Annotated in this window: 21 protein-coding genes and 2 riboswitches; of the genes, 11 read left to right on the forward strand and 10 right to left on the reverse strand. The window is 69.3% G+C overall.

What is annotated here, in order from left to right:
- Nucleotides 1-25: 25 nt before the first annotated feature.
- The 6 genes from ACWGI2_RS34850 to ACWGI2_RS34875 all read left to right on the forward strand — a co-directional run bounded on the left by ACWGI2_RS34850 (nt 26) and on the right by ACWGI2_RS34875 (nt 5,860).
- Nucleotides 26-1,273 (forward strand): L,D-transpeptidase, encoded by a 1,248-nt coding sequence (locus ACWGI2_RS34850; RefSeq protein ID WP_453398022.1) that lies wholly within the window; start codon nt 26-28, stop codon nt 1,271-1,273.
- Between the two features lie 42 nt (nt 1,274-1,315).
- Nucleotides 1,316-2,086 carry an enoyl-CoA hydratase/isomerase family protein gene (locus tag ACWGI2_RS34855; RefSeq protein WP_453699845.1) on the forward strand — a complete coding sequence of 257 codons (771 nt, stop codon included), beginning with the start codon at nt 1,316-1,318 and terminating at the stop codon, nt 2,084-2,086.
- Nucleotides 2,087-2,373: 287 nt separating this feature from the next.
- A complete protein-coding gene (locus ACWGI2_RS34860; RefSeq protein ID WP_160507327.1) occupies nt 2,374-2,877 on the forward strand; it encodes an ATP-binding protein in 504 nt (167 codons plus the stop codon).
- Nucleotides 2,878-3,252: 375 nt separating this feature from the next.
- Complete coding sequence (locus ACWGI2_RS34865) at nt 3,253-4,032, forward strand: polysaccharide deacetylase family protein (protein ID WP_453699847.1); 780 nt, start codon at nt 3,253-3,255, stop codon at nt 4,030-4,032.
- Nucleotides 4,032-5,219: a YncE family protein gene (locus tag ACWGI2_RS34870; protein ID WP_453699848.1), complete on the forward strand. Its 1,188-nt coding sequence runs from the start codon at nt 4,032-4,034 to the stop codon at nt 5,217-5,219. Before ACWGI2_RS34865 ends, ACWGI2_RS34870 begins: the two co-directional genes overlap by 1 nt.
- A gap of 89 nt (nt 5,220-5,308) precedes the next feature.
- On the forward strand, nt 5,309-5,860 hold the full coding sequence (locus ACWGI2_RS34875; protein ID WP_453699850.1) for a glycoside hydrolase family 25 protein: 552 nt from the start codon (nt 5,309-5,311) through the stop codon (nt 5,858-5,860).
- Between the two features lie 8 nt (nt 5,861-5,868).
- Here ACWGI2_RS34875 and ACWGI2_RS34880 read toward each other — a convergent pair whose 3' ends face one another.
- The 3 genes from ACWGI2_RS34880 to ACWGI2_RS34890 all read right to left on the reverse strand — a co-directional run bounded on the left by ACWGI2_RS34880 (nt 5,869) and on the right by ACWGI2_RS34890 (nt 8,483).
- Nucleotides 5,869-6,318 carry an endonuclease domain-containing protein gene (locus tag ACWGI2_RS34880; RefSeq protein WP_453699851.1) on the reverse strand — a complete coding sequence of 150 codons (450 nt, stop codon included), beginning with the start codon at nt 6,316-6,318 and terminating at the stop codon, nt 5,869-5,871.
- A 370-nt stretch (nt 6,319-6,688) separates the two neighbouring features.
- A complete protein-coding gene (locus ACWGI2_RS34885; protein ID WP_453700107.1) occupies nt 6,689-7,444 on the reverse strand; it encodes an NADPH-dependent F420 reductase in 756 nt (251 codons plus the stop codon).
- 16 nt (nt 7,445-7,460) lie between these two features.
- On the reverse strand, nt 7,461-8,483 hold the full coding sequence (locus ACWGI2_RS34890) for a zinc-dependent alcohol dehydrogenase family protein (protein ID WP_453699852.1): 1,023 nt from the start codon (nt 8,481-8,483) through the stop codon (nt 7,461-7,463).
- 101 nt (nt 8,484-8,584) lie between these two features.
- Here ACWGI2_RS34890 and ACWGI2_RS34895 point away from each other — a divergent pair, with 101 nt between their 5' ends.
- The 3 genes from ACWGI2_RS34895 to ACWGI2_RS34905 are packed head-to-tail and all read left to right on the forward strand — an operon-like array spanning nt 8,585 to nt 11,370.
- A complete protein-coding gene (locus tag ACWGI2_RS34895; protein ID WP_453699854.1) occupies nt 8,585-9,532 on the forward strand; it encodes an AraC family transcriptional regulator in 948 nt (315 codons plus the stop codon).
- Between the two features lie 45 nt (nt 9,533-9,577).
- Entirely contained in the window at nt 9,578-10,237 is a 660-nt protein-coding gene (locus ACWGI2_RS34900) for an RNA polymerase sigma factor (RefSeq protein ID WP_453699856.1), read from the forward strand.
- A complete protein-coding gene (locus ACWGI2_RS34905) occupies nt 10,234-11,370 on the forward strand; it encodes a CU044_5270 family protein (RefSeq protein WP_453699857.1) in 1,137 nt (378 codons plus the stop codon). Before ACWGI2_RS34900 ends, ACWGI2_RS34905 begins: the two co-directional genes overlap by 4 nt.
- On the opposite strand, the gene ACWGI2_RS34910 is transcribed toward ACWGI2_RS34905, so the two are convergent.
- Nucleotides 11,328-11,807, reverse strand: a complete 480-nt coding sequence (locus tag ACWGI2_RS34910; RefSeq protein ID WP_453699859.1) for an ABA4-like family protein — start codon at nt 11,805-11,807, stop codon at nt 11,328-11,330. The genes ACWGI2_RS34905 and ACWGI2_RS34910 overlap by 43 nt on opposite strands.
- Nucleotides 11,804-12,736 (reverse strand): hypothetical protein, encoded by a 933-nt coding sequence (locus tag ACWGI2_RS34915; RefSeq protein WP_453699861.1) that lies wholly within the window; start codon nt 12,734-12,736, stop codon nt 11,804-11,806. The genes ACWGI2_RS34910 and ACWGI2_RS34915 overlap by 4 nt, the downstream gene beginning before the upstream one ends.
- A 213-nt stretch (nt 12,737-12,949) precedes the next feature.
- On the opposite strand from ACWGI2_RS34915, the gene ACWGI2_RS34920 reads away from it, so the two are divergent.
- Nucleotides 12,950-13,630, forward strand: coding sequence for a MerR family transcriptional regulator (locus ACWGI2_RS34920; protein ID WP_453699862.1), 681 nt, complete (start codon nt 12,950-12,952; stop codon nt 13,628-13,630).
- Nucleotides 13,631-13,695: 65 nt separating this feature from the next.
- Here ACWGI2_RS34920 and ACWGI2_RS34925 read toward each other — a convergent pair whose 3' ends face one another.
- Nucleotides 13,696-13,908 (reverse strand): EF-hand domain-containing protein, encoded by a 213-nt coding sequence (locus ACWGI2_RS34925; RefSeq protein ID WP_190085007.1) that lies wholly within the window; start codon nt 13,906-13,908, stop codon nt 13,696-13,698.
- Between the two features lie 81 nt (nt 13,909-13,989).
- On the opposite strand from ACWGI2_RS34925, the gene ACWGI2_RS34930 reads away from it, so the two are divergent.
- Nucleotides 13,990-14,649, forward strand: coding sequence for a GNAT family N-acetyltransferase (locus ACWGI2_RS34930; protein WP_453699865.1), 660 nt, complete (start codon nt 13,990-13,992; stop codon nt 14,647-14,649).
- 34 nt (nt 14,650-14,683) lie between these two features.
- Here the strand turns inward: ACWGI2_RS34930 and ACWGI2_RS34935 are convergent, their stop codons facing one another.
- The 4 genes from ACWGI2_RS34935 to gcvT form a co-directional block, all read right to left on the reverse strand.
- On the reverse strand, nt 14,684-16,054 hold the full coding sequence (locus ACWGI2_RS34935; protein WP_453700109.1) for an L-serine ammonia-lyase: 1,371 nt from the start codon (nt 16,052-16,054) through the stop codon (nt 14,684-14,686).
- 183 nt (nt 16,055-16,237) lie between these two features.
- Nucleotides 16,238-17,497, reverse strand: coding sequence for a serine hydroxymethyltransferase (gene glyA, locus ACWGI2_RS34940; protein ID WP_453699866.1), 1,260 nt, complete (start codon nt 17,495-17,497; stop codon nt 16,238-16,240).
- A gap of 30 nt (nt 17,498-17,527) precedes the next feature.
- Nucleotides 17,528-17,905: a glycine cleavage system protein GcvH gene (gene gcvH, locus ACWGI2_RS34945; protein ID WP_453398041.1), complete on the reverse strand. Its 378-nt coding sequence runs from the start codon at nt 17,903-17,905 to the stop codon at nt 17,528-17,530.
- A gap of 89 nt (nt 17,906-17,994) precedes the next feature.
- Nucleotides 17,995-19,119 (reverse strand): glycine cleavage system aminomethyltransferase GcvT, encoded by a 1,125-nt coding sequence (gene gcvT / locus ACWGI2_RS34950; RefSeq protein WP_453699868.1) that lies wholly within the window; start codon nt 19,117-19,119, stop codon nt 17,995-17,997.
- A gap of 35 nt (nt 19,120-19,154) precedes the next feature.
- Nucleotides 19,155-19,266: riboswitch (glycine riboswitch) on the reverse strand.
- Nucleotides 19,267-19,372: riboswitch (glycine riboswitch) on the reverse strand.
- Between the last annotated feature and the right edge of the window lie 78 nt (nt 19,373-19,450).

Here is a 19,450-nt window from a genome sequence, read left to right on the forward strand (position 1 = left end):
CAGGCCGTGCGAGGGGAGACACATCTTGAACGGGCGACCGATATCGGGGACGTCGGTTCGTGCGCGGGGGAGCGCACGACGACGGGGGACCAAGGGCCTCTTTGCGGTGGCATCGGGTGTGACGCTGCTGTTGGTCACGGCATGCGGCGGGGGCGGCTCGGACTCGGGCAAGGACGGCAAGTCCGGCGACAAGGCAGCCGACAAGAACGCGCCGTCGACGGCGGTGGTGACCATAGCCCCGAAGGACGGCGCCGAGGCGGTCGCCACCAGCGGCGCCCTGAAGATAGCCGCAGACAAGGGCAAGCTGTCCCAGGTCAAGGTCGAGGACAGCAAGGGCAATCCGGTCCCGGGCAAGATCACCTCGGGCGGTGCCACGTGGACGCCGGCGCACCACCTCGCCGCCTCCACGAAGTACAAGGTCCACGCGATAGCCAAGGACTCCGAGGGACGTGAGTCCGCCAAGGACACGTCGTTCACGACGCTGACCCCGAAGAACACCTTCATCGGGCAGTTCACGCCGGAGGACGGCTCGAAGGTCGGCGTCGGAATGCCGTTCTCGGTCCACTTCAACCGGGGGATCACCGCTCCCGAGGACGTCGAGAAGGCCATCGAGATCAAGACCGAGCCCGCCGTCGACGTCGAGCCGCACTGGTTCGGCAACGACCGCATCGACTTCCGCCCCGAGAAGTACTGGAAGGCGGGCACGAAGGTCACCGTCAACCTCAACCTCGACGGCGTCGAGGGCAGGCCCGGGGTCTACGGCGAGCAGGCCAAGACCCTGAAGTTCACGATCGGCCGCAGCCAGATCTCCACCGTCGACGCCAAGTCGCACCAGATGAAGGTCGTCCGGGACGGCAAGCAGATCAAGAAGATCCCGATCACCGCGGGCGCCCCCGGCACGACGACGTACAACGGCCAGATGGTCATCAGCGAGAAGCTCCAGGTCACGCGCATGAACGGCGAGACCGTCGGCTTCGGCGGCGAGTACGACATCAAGGACGTCCCGCACGCGATGCGCCTGTCCACATCGGGCACGTTCATCCACGGCAACTACTGGTCGGGCGGCGCCTTCGGCAACACGAACGCCAGCCACGGCTGCATAGGCCTGAGCGACGTGCGCGGCGGCTACAGCAAGAAGACGCCCGCCGGATGGTTCTTCGACAACTCCCTCATCGGGGACCTCGTGGTCGTGAAGAACTCCGCGGACAAGACGATCCAGCCCGAGAACGGCTACAACGGCTGGAACATGTCCTGGGAGAAGTGGAAGGCCTGACCGGTCGGCAGACGCGTGCGAGGCACGGCTAACGTGCCTCGCATGACATCTGTGCATCTCGAAGTCGCCGAAGGCGTCGGCACGATCCGCCTCGACCGCCCCCCGATGAACGCGCTCGACATCGCCCTCCAGGACCGGCTCAAAGAGCTCGCCGAAGAGGCGACCCGGCGCGACGACGTACGCGCCGTGATCATCTACGGCGGCGAGAAGGTGTTCGCGGCGGGCGCGGACATCAAGGAGATGCAGGCCATGGACCACGCGGCGATGGTCGCGCGCTCCAGGGCCTTGCAGGACTCCTTCACCGCGGTCGCCCGTATCCCCAAGCCCGTCGTCGCCGCCGTCACCGGCTACGCCCTCGGCGGCGGCTGCGAACTGGCCCTCTGCGCCGACTTCCGCATCGCCGCCGACAACGCCAAGCTCGGGCAGCCGGAGATCCTGCTCGGCCTGATCCCCGGCGCGGGCGGCACCCAGCGCCTGTCCCGTCTGGTCGGCCCGTCCAAGGCCAAGGACCTCATCTTCACCGGCCGCATGGTCAAGGCCGACGAGGCGCTCACCATTGGCCTGGTGGACCGGGTCGTGCCCGCCGCCGAGGTGTACGAGCAGGCGCACCAGTGGGCCGCGCGGCTCGCCCAGGGGCCCGCGCTCGCGCTGCGCGCCGCCAAGGAGTCCGTGGACGCGGGCCTGGAGACGGACATCGACACCGGGCTCGCGATTGAACGCACCTGGTTCGCGGGCCTGTTCGCCACCGAGGACCGCGAGCGGGGCATGCGCAGCTTCGTCGAGGAGGGCCCCGGCAAGGCGAAGTTCCTCTGAAGCGACGCGTGAAGTCCCGCCAGGAAGCGCGCAGTTGAGGGCACGTCAGCCAAAGTGTCCCCCGAAGGAGCGGATTATGCGCGGCTTAAGAGAACCTTAAGTCTGCCTGCTCCGCGCCTGTAAGTGATCACTCGTAAGCGGGTGGTCATCGCAGGTCAGCAGGGGTGTCGCAGGGGCCTGACTGCCACTGGCATATGCCTAACAAGCCCCCCGGAATGGATGGTTCCGGGGGGCTTATTCCGTCGGAACGGCCCCGGAACACGCTCTGTGCGGCCATGATGGGGGGCATGGCGGGGCTGGAGGGTATCGAACAGCCGCGGCGACACGGGAGTGCGACCGCGGCGCGCTGGTCGCCGGCGGTTGAGGACGAACACGCGCTCAAGGCGCTCGAGTTGTTCGGCAATCCGACGGACGCGGAGGTTCCGCTGCCGTCGCGCCCGGAGTCCGCCGCCATCGCGCGCCGGCTCGCCCAGGTCGTCGTACTCCGGCACTGGGGGCTCTCCCCGAAGCTGACCGAGGACGCGGTGCTCCTCACCTCCGAACTCGTCGGCAACGCCGTGCGGCACACCGGCGCCCGCGTCTTCGGGCTGCGGATGATGCGGCGGCGCGGCTGGATCAGGATCGAGGTGCGCGACCCCTCGCGCGGACTGCCCTGTCTGATGCCCGTCCACGAACTCGACCTCAGTGGCCGGGGCCTCTTCCTGGTCGACAAGCTCTCCGACCGGTGGGGCGTGGATCTGCTGCCCCGCGGCAAGACGACGTGGTTCGAGATGCGGGTGGCGGACCGCTGAGAACGCGAAAGCCCCCGGTTGCCGACGTGCGGCGCTGCGGGGGCCTTCGCGGAGCGCCGTGGACAAAGGGGTGTGGTCCACGGACGCTGATGACGACCGAGCCCGGGTCAATGGGGGTCGTAGGTCCGACTATGGCAGACGGGGGCCAGCGATCCAAAAGTCCCTATCCGGGCATATGCACGCAAAGCATGGCAGTCTGAAAGTGAATCCTTGGTGAGCTGGGACACCTGCCTGGTAAACGCTGGTTAAGTTCCAGCTGTGGCAGGTGATCCGCAAGAGGCGGCAGGGTGGCCGCAGGCCCCGCAGCCCCGACCCGCAGGGTTTCGTGCGCAGGCAATAAGCAGCTTTTGACCACTTTGCCCATTAAATGGTCGCGTGACCGAGACCGACCGCCGTGGAGCCCTGCGCGCGGGCGCCGCACTGGCCGTCGCGGGCGCGCTCACCGCAGGCTGCTCCTCCTTCGGAGCCGCCCCCGCGGACCAGGCCGCTCCCGCCGCCCGGCACCCCGCTGCGAAAACACCCCGCGCCGCCCCCGCACCCCGCCGCTTCCCCGGCCTCCCCGACCAGATCACGCACAGCCCCCGCGGCCGGCCCCAGGTCGCCCTCACCTTCCACGGCCAGGGCGACCCCGCCACCGCGCGGTCCCTGCTCGCCATCGCCGAGAAGGCCGACGCGAAGATCACCGTCCTCGCCGTCGGCAGCTGGCTCGACGAACACCCCGAACTCGCCCGCCGCATCCTCGACGGCGGCCACGACCTCGGCAACCACACCCACCACCACCGCACCATCAACGACCTGCCCGAGGCCGACGCCTACGCCGAGATCACCGGCTGCGCCGACCGCCTGCGCCGCCTCACCGGCTCCATCGGCACCTGGTTCCGCCCCTCGCGCGCCGAGACCGCGACCCCCCTCGTCGCCCGCCTCGCCCGCCGCGCCGGCTACCCGCACGTCCTCTCGTACGACGTCGACTCCCTCGACTTCACCTCGCCGGGCGCCCCGGCCGTCACCCGCAAGATCGCCTCAGAGGTGCGCCCCGGCTCCGTCGTGAGCCTGCACTTCGGGTACGCGGACACGGTCGCCGCGCTCCCCGCCGTCCTGGAAGAACTGGAGCGCCGCGACCTGCGCGCGGTGACGACCACGGAGTTGCTGACCTGATGACCCTGCACCTGAACCTCACCCAGCGCACCGGAGCGGTCATCGCCGCCGGGGCCGTCGTCGCCGCCGCGCTCGCCGGCTGCGGCACCGACACGCGCACGAACGAAGCCCACGGCACCAAGGGCGTCCCCAAACCCGCCAAACCCAAGGTGGATCCCGGCCTCCCGGGCATGCCGCCCGTCCTCGACCCGAAGGACGTCTACGCGGCCGACCGCCCGAACAAACTCTCCCCGGTGGTCAAGGACTTCCCCTCCCGGATCTACGTCCCCAACACCAACTCCAACACCGTCTCGGTCATCGACCCCAAGTCGTACGAAGTGATCGACACGATCGACGTCGGCATCCAGCCCCAGCACGTCGTCCCCTCCTGGGACATGAAGACGCTCTGGGTCAACAACAACCGGGGTCACACGCTCACCCCCATCAACCCCAAGACCGGCAAGGCGGGCAAGCCGGTCGAGGTCCACGATCCGTACAACCTCTACTTCACGCCCAACGGCAAGTACGCCATCGTCATGGCGTCGATGGACCGCGAGCTCGTCTTCCGCGACCCGCACACCATGAAGAAGGTCAAGACCGAACCGGTCAGCTGCTACGGCGTCAACCACGCCGACTTCTCGGCCGACGGACGCTACTTCATCGTCTCCTGCGAGTTCTCCGGCGAACTCCTCAAGGTCGACACGGAGAAGATGAAGGTCATCGGCCAGCAGAAGCTGCCCTTCAAGGGCGCCATGCCGCAGGACGTGAAGATCTCGCCCGACGGCAAGACCTTCTACGTCGCGGACATGATGGCCGACGGCATGTGGGTCCTGAACGGCGAGAAGTTCGGGAAACCGAAGCTCCTGCCGACCGGCAAGGGCACCCATGGCCTGTACGTCAGCAGGGACTCACGCGAGATGTACGTGTCCAACCGCGGCGAGGGCACGGTCTCCGTTTTCGACTTCCCCAAGAACAAGCTCACCAAGAAGTGGAAGCTCCCCCAGGGCGGCAGCCCCGACATGGGCGGAGTGTCGGCGGACGGCAACACCCTCTGGCTCTCCGGGCGTTACGACTCCGAGGTGTACGCCATCGACACCCGCACCGGAGTCCAGACCGCCCGCATCCCCGTGGGCGGCGGCCCGCACGGCCTCGCGGTCTACCCGCAACCTGGCCGCTACTCACTCGGCCACACCGGGATCTTCCGCTGAGCTGTTCAACGGTTGACCACAGCGGCCACCGGGCACAAAAAGGGTAGATCCACCTACCCCCCACCCCCCTGCCGCTCAGGAGGTCGCCCGTGCTCAAAGGCATCGACGTCAGCTCGTACCAGTCCACGTTCGACACGGACGGCATCTCTTTCGTGATCATAAAAGCGACGGAGGGCCGCTCGTACGTGAACCCACGCCTGACGTCCCAGACGAAGCGAGCACGGGACGGCGGCTGCGTGGTGGGCTTCTACCACTTCCTGTGGCCGGGGAACATCACGGCGCAGGCGGAGTACTTCGTGAGCAAGTCCCCTGAGAAGTCAGGGGACTTGCTGGCGGTGGACTGGGAGTGGACGGGAGACCGGACGGCCGCGTCGAACGCCGAGAAGGACCGCTTCATCCGGGAGGTGAAGCGGTTGCGGCCCTCGCACAGGTGTTTGCTCTACTGCAATCGCGATTTTTGGACCACCCGGGACAGCACGTCCTTTGCGGGTGACGGTCTGTGGATCGCCGACTATGTCTCGGCGGGCAAGCCCCGCATCCAGGCGAAGTGGCGGATCCACCAGTACACGTCGACGCCGCTGGACAAGAACGTGGCGGACTTCGAGAGCAAGCAGGCGATGCGGGACTGGGCCACGGTCTGACCGTAGGCCTACGCCCTGTCTATCGTGAGCGGTTCCTTCCGGAGCCGCTTCGCGGGCGGATGGGCGATGTAGTCGTTCAACAGGTCAAATGTGCGCAGGTGAGCTGGGAGAGCTTCGTACCAGGCAAGCCCGTAGGCGTTGCAGTTCGAGCAGATGAGGCCACGGACACAGGTGCCGCAGCTCCTGCCGCCCCTGCAGCAGGCGTGATCGTGATCAATGTCAGGGGCCCGCTTTTTTCCCGCCTCGATGGATCCGCATATTGCGCAGCGCTCGCCCTGGTACTTCCAGAGCTGGACGATGAAGGTCTTCGTCACGTTGTAGTGGCTGAGCCGGACGCGTTCGGCGTTGCACGGCTTGCAGTAGGGTCGCAGGGCATCCTTCTGACGTCCTGTTGAATACTCCGATGTTGGCTTGCTCTTGCCGCATTCGAGGCATTCGACCAATCCGCTCTTGACCATCGCCTGGTAGGTCGCGTTGTCCCTCTTTCTCCGTAGGGGGATCAACGGCCTTCCCGACAAATCCTGTTGATAGTGGCCATTGCACAGGCCCCTGGCCAGGACGCCCCTCTGGCAACCGTCGAACCGGCAGCCGTCGTGACTGCCGCCAGCCGTGGAGGTGCGTTGGATGCGTGAGAGCGCCTTGCCTCTTCGAAGCTGTGTGTTGTGGGCCCGGCACATTCCTTTCGTGAAGGCGTACTTGTCGGACGTGCGGTCGCACGCCCACCCGTTTCCTTTGGCCGAACAGATACGCATGGATCGGTCAACGAATCGAGTGGGCGCGAGTCACCTCGGTGCTTTTACTGCGCATTGTTGTGGCGCAGGTGTTCGATCAGGCGCGCCACTCCGCCGTCCGCTCCTGGGACGCCGAGTCCAGTGCCTTGCGGATTGCTTCCGTGTCCGCCGCCAGGCCGTAGACCGGGGTGCCCGGCTGCTGGCGCCAGGATTCGTCCTGGCCGCCCGTGTCGACGGTGTCGAAGCCGATCTCGTCGATGAGGTCGCGTACGACCTTCTTGGCGGCCTCGTCGTCGCCGGACACCGGGAGGGCGACGCGGCCGGGGGTGCCCTTGGGCTGGGGCTTGTCGAGGATGTCCTGGGCGTATGTGCCGTTGAAGGCCTTGATCACCGGGTGGCCGATCTGGCGCTCGGTCCAGCGGCTCTCGGTCAGGCCCTCCTCGATCTCGGCGATCTTCCCGTCGCGCTGCTGGGGGTAGTAGTTGCCGGTGTCGATGACGGCGACGTTCTCGGCCGCCTCGGCGAGGAAGTCCGACGGCAAGTTCGGTACCGCCTTCAGGGGGATCGTGACGACCACCACCTCCGCGCCGCGGGCTGCCTCCTCGACCGTCACCGGCGTCGCGCCGGTCTCTTCGGCGAGGGCGGTGAGCGTGTGCGGGCCGCGGGAGTTCGCCACGGACACGTCGTGGCCGATGGCCGTGAGGCGGCGGGTGAGGTTGCCGCCGATGTTGCCCGCGCCGATGATGCCGATCTTCATGACTGACCCTTCCGGGGTTGGTGCGACGGTGTCGTAGCGGAGCCAACCTCCGGAACGGCTGAGGTATTCCGGCCGGCTGGATCGGGCCTGCCTCAGACTGGATCGGCCTGCCTCAGAGTTTCACCACGATCTTGCCGATGTGCGTATTGGACTCCATCAGGCGGTGCGCGTCCTGGATGCGGTCGAGGCCCTCGAAGACCTCGGCGATCGGCGGTCGGAAGGCGCCGTCACGCAGGCCCTGGTTCAGGAAGGCCGTGGAGCGACGGCGGCCTTCCGGCGTGGTCGTCAGGGTGGAGTTGGCGAAGAAGTGGATCTTGAGGTCGGCGATCCACGGGAGCTCGGCGGGGCGTGGGTCGAGCCAGCCGTAGGCGACGACCGTGCCGCCCTCCGGCGTGAGCGCCTCGGCCAGGGTGCGGAAGCCGGGGCCGCCGATCGCGTCGAAGATGAGCTCGACGCCGCGCCCGCCGGTGAACCGCTTGGTCTCCTTCACTGTGTCCTCGACGTTCCCGCCGTCCGTGACGACGACATGCGCCGCGCCGAGGTCCAGGAGCTGCTGCCTCTTCGCCTCGGTGCGCGTCGTGGCGATGGGGAGGGCTCCGACGCGTCGGGCCACTTGGATGGCTGCCGTCCCCACCCCGCTGGACGCGCCGGTAATCAGGACGTGGTCGCCGGGGCGCAGTCCACCGGTCTCGATCATGCCGCCGTACGCCGTGGTGTAGGTGAGCCAGGCCGCGGCGCCGGTGACCGCGTCCACCTCGGCGGGGCGCGGTACCAGGGCCGACTCGGGCAGGACGACGCGCTCGGCGTACACGCCCTGCGCGCTCATCTCGATGCCGGGGCCGGTGAACACCGTGTCGCCCACGGTGAATTCGGTGACTCCCTCGCCGACCTGCTCGACGGTGCCGGCGGCTTCGTAGCCGAGTCGGGAGCCGGGGAGGGTGGGCTGGTAGTAGTAACCGCCGGAGCGGAAGAGGGCTTCGGCGCGGTTGAGGCCCAACGCTTCGACGCGGACGAGGAGTTCACCGGGGCCGGGGGTGGTGGCGAGTTCCACCTCGTGGATCTTCAGGACCTCGGGGCCGCCGATCTCGTGGAAGAGGACGGTGCGAACGGTGGTTGATGCGCGGGGCTTTGTCATGCCGAGAACGCTATGTTGGCCGTGCGAGACGATCCATGCTTGCTGATCTCGGTTTTCTGTCCGTACGTCTCGCTGCTCAAGCGTGGCGCTACTGTGCGGGCATGGACGTACTCAGCGACGCGATAGCGGCGATGCGGACGGGGCGCCCGCACTCCAGCCTCCGGGACAACTACGCCCCTTGGGGCGTCCACTTCGGTTCGCACGGAGGTGCCGGGTTCCATGTGGTGCTGCAGGGCTCGGCCTGGCTGCTCCCGGACCGGGACGGCGCCGAACCCGTCCGGCTCGGCCCTGGCGACGTGGTCTTCCTCGCGCACGGATACGGCCACGCGTTGGCCAGCGATCCGGGTGCGCCGCTGGAGCGGTTCGAGCTGGAGCCCGACGGCTCCTGGCCCGCGCCGCCGGAGCGGGGTTCCGTCACGGGCGAAGGCCCCGCCACCGTGCTGCTCTGCGGGGCCTACCGGCTCGACCGGGCCCGCACGCACCCGCTTCTCTCGGAGCTGCCCGAGGTGGTCCATCTGCCCGCCAGGGTCGGCGCGCACCCCTCGCTGCGGGCTGCCGTCGAACTGCTCGGTGCCGAGCTGGAGGAGCCGCAGCCCGGCGCCGACATCATCGTCTCCGCGCTGCTCGACACGATGCTGCTCTACATCCTGCGGGCGTGGTGGCTCGGGGAGTGCCACGGCTCCGGGCACCCGATCGGCTGGTCCGCCGCGCTCGCCGACCCGGCGGTGGCGGCCGCGCTGCGGGCCGTCCATGGTGACCCGGCGTATCCCTGGACGGTGGAGGAACTCGGCGCGCTCGCGGGCCTGTCGCGCGCCCCCTTCGCCCGCCGGTTCGCGGCGACCGTGGGGTCGCCCCCGCTCGCGTATCTGACGTGGTGGCGGATGACGACGGCCGGGCGGCTGCTGTGCGAGGAGGACCTGCCGCTGCGGCAGGTCGCCGAACGGGCGGGCTACACCTCGGAGTTCGCCTTCTCCAAGGCGTTCAAGCGGGAGTTCGGGGTGGCGCCAGGGCAGTACCGGAGGGGCGTGGTGAGGAAGGCGCGGGTGTGACGAGGGGCACAGGAACTCGTCGGGGAGTGCGGAGAGATACGTGGTGTGAGGCCTAGTGAACTGGGAGATGGCATCCATGCACGTATCCGGGCAGGCGAGCGGGAGGCGTTCGGTGAGTTGTACGAGGCGTACGCGCGGACGGTCTACAACCACGCCCTCCGGCTGACCGGCGACTGGTCGACCGCCGAGGAGGTCATGTCCGAGACCTTCCTCGCGGCCTGGCGCACCCGCGACCGGCTCGAACCGGACGGCGGTTCGCTCAAGCCGTGGCTGCTCGGCATCGCGACGCACAAGGCGCAGAACGCCAACCGCGGCCTGCGCAGACGGCTCGCCTTTCTGTCCCGTCAGCCTTCGCCGCCCCAAGTGGCGGACTTCGCGGAGGAGTCGGCGGGGCGGATGGACGACGCGCGGCGGCTCGCGGCGGTGCACGGCGCGTTGCGGCGGCTGCGCCGGCCGGAGCGTGAGGTGCTCGTGCTGTGCGTGTGGTCCGGGCTCGACTACGCGCAGGCCGCCGAGGCGCTCGGCGTTCCGGTCGGCACGGTGCGGTCACGGCTGTCGCGGGCTCGTGCGCGGCTTCGGCGACTGAGCGAGGACGGGGCTGGTATGGCGGAAGTGAAGAACGTGACGGAACCTCTCCGTGGCCGCGGAGAGGTAGAGAGTGAGGCCGCGTTCGCGGCCCTGCCCCTGCGGGAGGAATTCCGATGAACGCCGCCACCCCGTCCCGGGGAGAGGTCGAGGCTGCTGAACTGGCCCGCCTGCTGCCGGAGTCGGGCGAAGACGAATGGGCACTTCCGCCGGGGCGTCACCTTCACCACAAGGACGTCCTGATGCAGCAGATCGACCGAGACACCGCCGACGCACAGCAGGCCCCGGCCCCCGCCCCCGCACCGCCCCGCCGCGCGCTCCTGCGCCCCGCGGTGCTGATGCCGGCCGCGGCCGCGCTCGCGGTGGCGGGCATCCTGGCCGCCACGCTTCCCTCCGGTGACGGTGACGGCGACGGCGACGGCGTACGCGACATGGGTGCCGGCCGGGTTGCCACCCCTGGCGCGGCCGTCACCCTCGACCGGATCGCGAACGCGTCCCTGAAGTCCGGCACGAAGCCGGTGAAGGACAGCCAGTTCGTCTACACGCGCAGCCTCGTCCAGGGCAACGAGGGCAAACTCGACGGCCCGGTGAAGCTCGGCACCCCGTACACGGAGGAGGTCTGGCTGAACCAGAACCCCGCCCCCGTCACGGACATCGGCATGAGCCGCGCGAGCGGCAAGGGTGCGCCGATGGCCGGGCAGGACCTGCCCATCGAGGCGTCCGCGGTGGACGGTTCCGATGACTCCGGTGCCATACCGGAGGGGCCCGACCGGCCGACGTACGACTGGCTGGCCTCGCTGCCCACCGACCCCGACGCCCTGCTGAAGAAGCTGTACGCCGAGACGCGGGTGATCGAGGGGGTGGAGACGAAGGCGCAGGCCGTCTTCGACCGGATCGGCGATCTGGTCGGCGGGTCGGTGATGCCGCCGGAGAACGCCGCCGCCTTCTACAAGGCGGCCGCCAAGCTCCCCGGAGTGGTCGTGGTGCCCGACGCGGTGGACGCGGCGGGCCGTCACGGGATCGGCATCACCATCGAGGAGTCGGCGTTCGCGACCCGCGGCGAATGGATCTTCGACAAGAAGACCTTCACGTACCTCGGTTCGCGCGGCTACATGACCAAGAACCACAAGCCGGGCGGCAAGCCGGGCAAGGCGGGCAACCCCGAGGTCCTCTACGGCAGCAGCGCCGTCCTGGAGCGCGCCGTCGTCGATCAGCGCGGCATGGAACCGGAGTCCACCACCGGCCGCGGCTGAGCGCGATCCGCCCGCACCGCCTGCCCTGTCCGCATCGCCCGCAGCAGCAGGAAGAGCAGCAGCCCGAAGGGTGAGAGGAGGATCGTCAGGACCAGGAGCGGTCCCATCAGGAGGGGGTGGATGCCGATGCGCCGTGCCTCGCGGTACATCCACTGTCCGATCAGCAGGTCCCAGGCGATGACTTGGGCCCAGATGGCGCCCGCTCCGTTGGCGAGGACGAGCAGTTCGCGAAATCCGTCGATGTCCGGGCTGCTGACGGCGGCCCAGAGTTCCGGCAGGACGGGCAGCGCCATCGCCACGTAGACGGCGAGTATCGGTACGACGGTGAGGGGCGAGGCGGCGACGCGGGCGGTCGTCCGCCACCCCGGCGCGAAGATCATGAGCAGCCAGACCGGGGCGGCCAGCCAGAAGGAGAGTTCGAAGAGGAATCCGGTCATGCCACGAGCTCCTTGTCGTCGTCGGTTGCCTTGCTTCCGGTCCCGTCAACTGCGCTTGCGGGGCGGGCTGTTGGGGCTCGGAGGGCTCCGTACGTGCTGACGGCCGTGGCCGCGAGGATCAGTCCCGCCGCCGTGAGCGTCGCGCCGTCCGGGTGGATGAGCGGCTGGCCGCGCAGGGCCTGCCAGGTGACGAGGGCGAAGGCGGCGGCGTACGCGCCCGATGCGACGAGCACGAGCCGCAGGCGCACTCGTCCGTCGGCCAGCAGGCCGAAGCGGGGGCGCGTTGCGATGGCTGTCAGGGCCATGAGGAGCAGGGGAAGCAGCTGCAGTGCGTGCATGCCGACGAAGTGCGGGATGCGCAGGTCGCCGCCGGTGGTCGACCAGCCGGTGAGCGGCATGGAGGGACCGCCGTCCGGTACGCCGACGCTGTGGGCGCCGACGATCGGGGAGGAGCCCCGCTCCTGACCGGGCGCCGGCTGGGTCATCAGGAACCCGATGGCCGCTCCGGCGAGCGCGAGCGTGATCCCGCAGCGCATCGCCCAGGCCGACGCGCGGTCGGCGATCCGGGCGCGCAGCAACAGGACGGCGATGAGCAGGGTGCCGAGCCAGAGGATGACGACGGTGATGGCCATCGCGTTGAACAGGGCCTCGTCGAAGGGGGTTTGGTGGTTGAAGTGGCTGCGCTTCCCGCGCACCACCTGCCCGGTGATGATCACCATCTCGACGAGGCTCGACGCGGCGACGACCGTGCCCGCCCACCAGCCCGCTCTCCGGCCGCGGTCGAGGAGCGACAGCATCCAGGCGAGCGAGAGCCCGTACGCGACGAACGAGACCGAGAACTTGAACGGCTTGAACCAGATCCGGGCCCCCGTCAGTACGCGGTCGTCGACGACGAGGCCGATGCCGGAGATGAGGGCAAGGACGGCCATGGACGCGGAGAAGGCAACGAGTGGCCGGTGCCACGAACGCCATAAAGACATGAAATCCCCCAGTAATGGATAGTGGTGCTGTCTGCTATCCGATAGCGCCACTATCTATGATGGGGTGAGGGATGGCAAGAGCGCAGCTGGTGGCAGAGTGGCGAGCGGGAGCGCGAACAGGTCAGTGGGCAGGAGAACAGTGGGCAGGGGAGTGGGTAGGCCGTGCGTATTGGCGAGTTGAGCCGCAGGACCGGTGTGCCGGTGCCGACGATCAAGTACTACGTCCGTGAAGGGCTGCTGCCGCCGGGCGAGTTGAGCAGCCCGAACCAGGCGCAGTACGGCGATGCGCACGAGCGCAGGCTGCGTCTCATCCGCGCGCTGCTGGACGTGGGCGGCCTGAAGGTGGCGGCGATCGCGGAGGTGCTCGGCGCGGTCGACGACCCCGAGCGCCCGCTGCACAAGGTGCTCGGTGCCGCGGCGGACCGGCTCGGTTCGGCGGGGGACGCGGACGACGACGCCGAGGCGGCGACCGCGCGGACGGCGGTCGAGGAACTGATCGCGCGCCGCGGCTGGCACACCCACGAGTCGAACCCCGCGGCCACCGACCTGTCACGGGCCCTTGCCGCCATGGGCCGTGTCGGCCACGGCGCGTTCACGGAACTGCTCGACGAGTACGCCGACGCCGCCGAACTGGTCGCCCGCGCCGACCTCGGCTACGTGGACCGGCGGGCGTCCGTCGAGGACCTGGTGGAGAGCGTGGTGATCGGCACGGTGCTGGGGGAGGCGGTGTTCAACGCGATGCGACGCCTTGCACATGTGGACGCGTCGGCGCGGTTGTACGGGGGCGACGGCGGGAGGCGCGAGGGGCCCGGCGCGGGAGCGGGGGGCCGGGCCGGAGCCTAGCCCGGGGGTACGCGGAAGGGGCCCGGCGCACTCGCGTGCCGGGCCCCTTCCGCGTCGCGTTCCCGCTACTTGTTCAGGCTCGCCCAGAACTCGTCGAAGGAGAGGCGCTTGTCCTTGTCGGCGTCCTTCGTGCCTATCACGGCTTCGGCCACCGTCTCGGTGACGTAGAAGTCCCCCATCTTCGCCATGGCCGACTTCCACTCGGCCGCCGTGATGAAGCCGTCGCCGTCCGCGTCGAACTGCTCGAACGTCTTGCGCGCTTCCTCGATGTCCGCCACCGGATCCACCCCTTCTTGGTGCACTACTGACGGGGGTTAGGGTATCGGCCGTCCGGGGACGCGATCACAAGGAGTACGCCCATGGCCAGGACCCCTGCCACGCTCGGTGCGATCCTCGACGCGGCGGCCCACGGGCAGTTCCCGCCGCCCGACGGCGCCACCACCGTCGTGCCGCAGCCCTGCCACCGCGACGCGGGCGTCATCGCCTTCACCGCGCACTCGGTGGTCTTCACGGACGAGGACCCGGAGTGGGTGTACGCCACCCTCGCCGCGCTCGACTGCGATCCGCTGGCCGCCACGATGAACCCCCTGTTCCTCGCCGCCTTCCTGGAGCGGACGGGACGCGCGACGGACACTACCGACCTCCTGACCGTGGCCGACGCCCGTCCGGGCGCCCCCGACCCCGCCCTCGGCCTCCGTGAGCTCGACGACCCTGACCACCCCCGGGTGGCCCGTGCCCGCAAGCGCCGCGACGACGTGCGGGTGTGGGCGTCCGAGAGCGGTGGGGTGCTGGTGCTCGGGCGCGGGCTCGCCGGGCGCTGGGAGGCGGCCATAGAGGTCGACGAGGACGTACGCCATCGGGGCCTCGGCCGGGCGCTCGCCCTCGCCGCCCGGCACCTTGTGCCCGGGGCGTCCCACGTGTGGGCGCAGCAGTCCCCGGGCAACGCCCGCAGCGTGCGGGCGTTTCAGGCCGCGGGGTACCGGCCCGTGGGCGCGGAGGCGTTGTTCGTGGCGCGGTGAGGGCTGCCGGTGGCCGGAGGCCGGAGGCCGCGGTTCAGCACTCGATGATGTTCACCGCGAGCCCGCCCCGCGCCGTCTCCTTGTACTTCACGCTCATGTCCGCCCCGGTCTCCTTCATGGTCTTGATGACCTTGTCGAGGGACACCTTGTGGCTGCCGTCGCCGCGCATCGCCATCTTCGCCGCCGTCACGGCCTTCACGGCCGCCATGCCGTTGCGCTCGATGCACGGGATCTGGACGAGGCCGCCGACCGGGTCGCAGGTCAGGCCGAGGTTGTGCTCCATGCCGATCTCGGCCGCGTTCTCGACCTGCTCGGGGGAGCCGCCGAGGACCTCGGCGAGTGCGCCCGCCGCCATCGAGCAGGCGGAGCCGACCTCGCCCTGGCAGCCGACCTCGGCGCCGGAGATCGAGGCGTTCTCCTTGAAGAGCATGCCGATCGCGCCCGCGGAGAGCAGGAAGCGGACCACGCCCTCCTCGTCGGCGCCGGGGATGAAGTTCATGTAGTAGTGCAGGACCGCCGGGATGATGCCCGCGGCGCCGTTCGTCGGGGCGGTCACGACGCGGCCGCCCGCGGCGTTCTCCTCGTTCACCGCCATCGCGTAGAGGGTGATCCACTCCATGGAGCGGGCCAGCGGATCGCCCTCGGCGCGCAGCTGCCGTGCGGAGTTCGCGGCCCGGCGGCGGACCTTGAGGCCGCCCGGCAGGATGCCCTCGCGGGACATGCCGCGCGAGACGCAGGACTGCATGACGCCCCAGATGTCGAGCAGACCCGAGCGGATCTCCTCCTCGGTGCGCCAGGCCTTCTCGTTCTCCAGCATCAGCGCGGAGATGGACAGGCCCGTCTCCTGTGCCAGGCGCAGGAGCTCGTCGCCGGTGCGGAAGGGGTGCTTGAGGACCGTGTCGTCCGGCACGATCGGGTTCTCGCCGGCCACGGCGTCGTCGTCGACCACGAAGCCGCCGCCCACGGAGTAGTACGTCTTCTCCAGGACGAGGCCGCCCTCGTGGTCGTACGCGAAGATCGTCATGCCGTTGGCGTGGTACGGCAGGGCCTTGCGGCGGTGCAGGACCAGGTCCTCGTCGAAGTCGAAGCCGATCTCGTGCATGCCGAGGAGGTTGATACGGCCGGTGCTCTTGATCTGCTCGACGCGGTCGTCGGCGAACTCGACGTCGACCGAGCGCGGGGACTCGCCCTCCAGGCCGAGCAGGACCGCCTTCGGGGTGCCGTGGCCGTGGCCGGTCGCGCCGAGGGAGCCGTAGAGCTCGGCCCGTATCGCGGTGGTGTGGGCCATCAGGCCCTCGTTCTTGAGGCGGCTCGCGAAGATGCGGGCCGCGCGCATGGGGCCGACCGTGTGGGAGCTGGACGGGCCGATGCCGATCGAGAACAGGTCGAAGACCGAGAGGGCCACGAGAAACTCCAATGGTGGTTGGTAGACGCCGTTGTCTGCCGGGGTGGTGCAGAGAACTACGAAAAGACCTGCGGGAAATATTTACGAGAGCGGGGCATGAGCCGGGGCACCGCACTCACTGTCTTCACTGTCCAGTGTGCGCGGTGCCCCGAAGAATCGTACGAAGGAAAGCGTACGAAACCGCTACAGGTTGGGGTACAGCGGGTGCTTGGCTGCCAAGGCCGACACGCGGGCCTTGAGCGACTCCGCGTCGAAGCCCGGCTTCAGCGCCTCGGCGATGACGTCGGCGACCTCACGGAAGTCGTCCTCCTGGAAGCCACGGGTCGCGAGCGCGGGCGTACCGATCCGCAGGCCCGATGTGACCATCGGGGGGCGCGGGTCGTTCGGGACCGCGTTGCGGTTGACCGTGATGCCGACCTCGTGGAGACGGTCCTCGGCCTGCTGGCCGTCCAGCTCACTGTTACGCAGGTCGACCAGGACCAGGTGCACGTCCGTGCCGCCCGACAGGACGTCGACGCCGACGGCCTTCGAGTCGTCCTGGACGAGGCGCTCGGCCAGGATGCGGGCGCCGTCCAGGGTGCGCTGCTGGCGCTCCTTGAACTCCTCCGAGGCCGCGACCTTGAAGGACACCGCCTTGGCCGCGATCACGTGCTCCAGGGGGCCGCCCTGGAAGCCGGGGAAGACCGCGGAGTTCAGCTTCTTCGCGAATTCCTTGCTGCGGGCCAGGATGACGCCGCCGCGCGGGCCGCCGAGCGTCTTGTGCGTGGTGGAGGTCACCACGTCCGCGTACGGCACCGGGTTCGGGTGCAGCCCTGCGGCGACGAGCCCGGCGAAGTGCGCCATGTCGACCCACAGGTACGCGCCGACCTCGTCGGCGATCCGGCGGAACTCCGCGAAGTCCAGCTGGCGCGGGTAGGCGGACCAGCCCGCGATGATCACCTTCGGGTTGTTCTCCTTGGCCAGGCGCTCGACCTCGGCCATGTCCACCAGACCGGCCTCGTCGACGTGGTACGCGACCACGTTGAACTGCTTGCCGGAGAAGTTCAGGCGCATGCCGTGGGTGAGGTGGCCGCCGTGCGCCAGGTCAAGGCCGAGGATCGTGTCGCCGGGCTTGGCGATCGCGAACAGGGCGGCCTGGTTGGCGGAGGCGCCGGAGTGCGGCTGGACGTTGGCGTACTCGGCGTCGAACAGATCCTTGATCCGGTCGATCGCGATCTGCTCGGTGACGTCGACGTGCTCGCAGCCGCCGTAGTAGCGGCGGCCGGGGTAGCCCTCGGCGTACTTGTTGGTGAGGACCGTGCCCTGGGCCTCCATGACGGCGACCGGAGCGAAGTTCTCCGAGGCGATCATTTCCAGGGTGGACTGCTGGCGGTGGAGCTCGGCGTCGACGGCGGCGGCGACGTCCGGGTCCAGCTCGTGGAGAGGGGTGTTGAGAAGCGACATCAGGTGGTCCCTAGGGGTCTTCGGGGGGCTTCAGCTGCCGGAGAACTCGGTGTACTCGTCCGCGGAGAGCAGGTCCTTCGGCTCCTCCGTGATCCGTACCTTGAAGAGCCAACCACCCTCGAACGGGGCGGAGTTGACCTTCGACGGGTCGTCCACGACGTCCTGGTTCGACTCGACGACCTCACCGGTCACCGGGGAGTACAGGTCGCTGACCGACTTCGTCGACTCGAGCTCGCCGCAGGTCTCACCCGCGGTCACCGCGGCGCCGGCCTCGGGAAGGTCGGCGTAGACGACGTCACCGAGCGCGTTGGCCGCGTGCTCCGTGATCCCGACCGTCGCCACACCGTCCTCGGCGGCCGAGAGCCACTCGTGCTCCTTGCTGTAACGCAGCTGCTGGGGGTTGCTCATGACCTGAATTCTCCTGTACGCGGGTGGGTGCTGCGGAACGGGGAAGATGTGCGTGGGGTCACTTCCGGGTTACCACGGAAGCGGCAGTGTCACTTCTGGCGCTTGTAGAACGGCAGAGCCACGACCTCGTACGGCTCGTGCGTGCCGCGGATGTCCACGCCCACGCCCTCGGTGCCGGGGGCCGCGTGCGCCGCGTCGACGTACGCGATGGCGATCGGCTTGCCGAGCGTCGGGGACGGGGCGCCGGAGGTGACCTCGCCGATGATCTTGCCTTCGGCGACCACGGAGAAGCCCGCGCGCGGGATGCGGCGGCCCGCCGCGATCAGGCCGACCAGCTTGCGCGGGGGAGCGGTCTCGGCGCGCTCGGCGGCGGCCGCGAGCGCCGCGCGCCCCACGAAGGTGTCGGACTGCGAGGTCTTCTCGAACTTCACGACCCGGCCGAGGCCCGCGTCGAAGGGCGTCAGCTCCGCGGTCAGCTCGTGCCCGTACAGCGGCATGCCCGCCTCCAGGCGGAGCGTGTCGCGGCAGGAGAGGCCCGCGGGCACCATGCCGACCGGCTTACCGGCCTCCATCAGCGCGTTCCACAGCTTCTCGGCGTCGCCGGGCGCGACGAAGAGCTCGAAGCCGTCCTCGCCGGTGTAGCCCGTGCGGGCGATCAGCGCGGGCACACCCGCGACCGTGCCGGGCAGGCCCGCGTAGTACTTCAGACAGTCCAGGTCCGCGTCCGTGAGTGACTTCAGGATGCCGGGGGACTCGGGGCCCTGGACGGCGAGCAGGGCGTACGCGTCGCGGTCGTCGCGGACCTCGGCGTCGAAGCCGTCGGCCCGCGCGGTGAGCGCGTCGAGCACGACCTGCGCGTTCGACGCGTTGGCGACGACCATGTACTCGGTCTCGCCGAGGCGGTAGACGATCAGGTCGTCCAGGATGCCGCCGTCCTCGGCGCAGATCATCGTGTAGCGGGCGCGGCCGACACCTACGGAGCCGATGTTGCCGACCAGCGCGAAGTTCAGCAGGTCCACGGCCTCGGGGCCTGTGACGGTGATCTCGCCCATGTGGGAGAGGTCGAAGAGACCGGCCTTGGTGCGGACGGCGACGTGCTCGTCGCGCTCGCTGCCGTAGCGGAGCGGCATGTCCCAGCCCGCGAAGTCGGTCATGGTCGCGCCGAGGGCGCGATGCACGGCATCGAGTGCGGTCAGACGGGAAGCGGTACTCATTCGTGGAACTCCCAGGGCATGACGGGCGAGGTCGATCCTCCCCATCTGTCATCGGAACCTGAGAGGTTCACCACGACCCGTCCGTATATGGGGTCATGACTTGCACCTTGGGTGGAGCCGCGCAGGCGGCCCGCTTTTCAGATGTGCCTCGCCCGCGCGGTACGGGGCCTGAGAGATTCAAGGGAGGGACTTGCTCCTTCGGCGCCCCAGCGCGTCGTACGACGGCGTCCGGGAACTCTCCCGCGCGGATTCAAACGGCCTGTATGGAGTTTGCGCGCACATCATTGCACGCGCCTCCGTCACAGGGCAGTGCCAGTGCGGTGCCAGTCCC

It is taken from the genome of Streptomyces sp. NPDC054866, assembly GCF_053610745.1.

What these genes read in the sequence shown, in the direction of transcription:
- glyA (WP_453699866.1), bottom strand. Translation starts at nt 17,497, where the DNA reads ATGTCGCTTCTCAACACCCCTCTCCACGAGCTGGACCCGGACGTCGCC.
- ACWGI2_RS34855 (WP_453699845.1), top strand. Translation starts at nt 1,316, where the DNA reads ATGACATCTGTGCATCTCGAAGTCGCCGAAGGCGTCGGCACGATCCGC.
- ACWGI2_RS34880 (WP_453699851.1), bottom strand. Translation starts at nt 6,318, where the DNA reads ATGGTCAAGAGCGGATTGGTCGAATGCCTCGAATGCGGCAAGAGCAAG.
- ACWGI2_RS34890 (WP_453699852.1), bottom strand. Translation starts at nt 8,483, where the DNA reads ATGACAAAGCCCCGCGCATCAACCACCGTTCGCACCGTCCTCTTCCAC.
- gcvT (WP_453699868.1), bottom strand. Translation starts at nt 19,119, where the DNA reads ATGAGTACCGCTTCCCGTCTGACCGCACTCGATGCCGTGCATCGCGCC.
- ACWGI2_RS34905 (WP_453699857.1), top strand. Translation starts at nt 10,234, where the DNA reads ATGAACGCCGCCACCCCGTCCCGGGGAGAGGTCGAGGCTGCTGAACTG.
- ACWGI2_RS34860 (WP_160507327.1), top strand. Translation starts at nt 2,374, where the DNA reads ATGGCGGGGCTGGAGGGTATCGAACAGCCGCGGCGACACGGGAGTGCG.
- ACWGI2_RS34930 (WP_453699865.1), top strand. Translation starts at nt 13,990, where the DNA reads ATGGCCAGGACCCCTGCCACGCTCGGTGCGATCCTCGACGCGGCGGCC.
- ACWGI2_RS34870 (WP_453699848.1), top strand. Translation starts at nt 4,032, where the DNA reads ATGACCCTGCACCTGAACCTCACCCAGCGCACCGGAGCGGTCATCGCC.
- ACWGI2_RS34915 (WP_453699861.1), bottom strand. Translation starts at nt 12,736, where the DNA reads ATGGCCGTCCTTGCCCTCATCTCCGGCATCGGCCTCGTCGTCGACGAC.
- gcvH (WP_453398041.1), bottom strand. Translation starts at nt 17,905, where the DNA reads ATGAGCAACCCCCAGCAGCTGCGTTACAGCAAGGAGCACGAGTGGCTC.
- ACWGI2_RS34910 (WP_453699859.1), bottom strand. Translation starts at nt 11,807, where the DNA reads ATGACCGGATTCCTCTTCGAACTCTCCTTCTGGCTGGCCGCCCCGGTC.
- ACWGI2_RS34895 (WP_453699854.1), top strand. Translation starts at nt 8,585, where the DNA reads ATGGACGTACTCAGCGACGCGATAGCGGCGATGCGGACGGGGCGCCCG.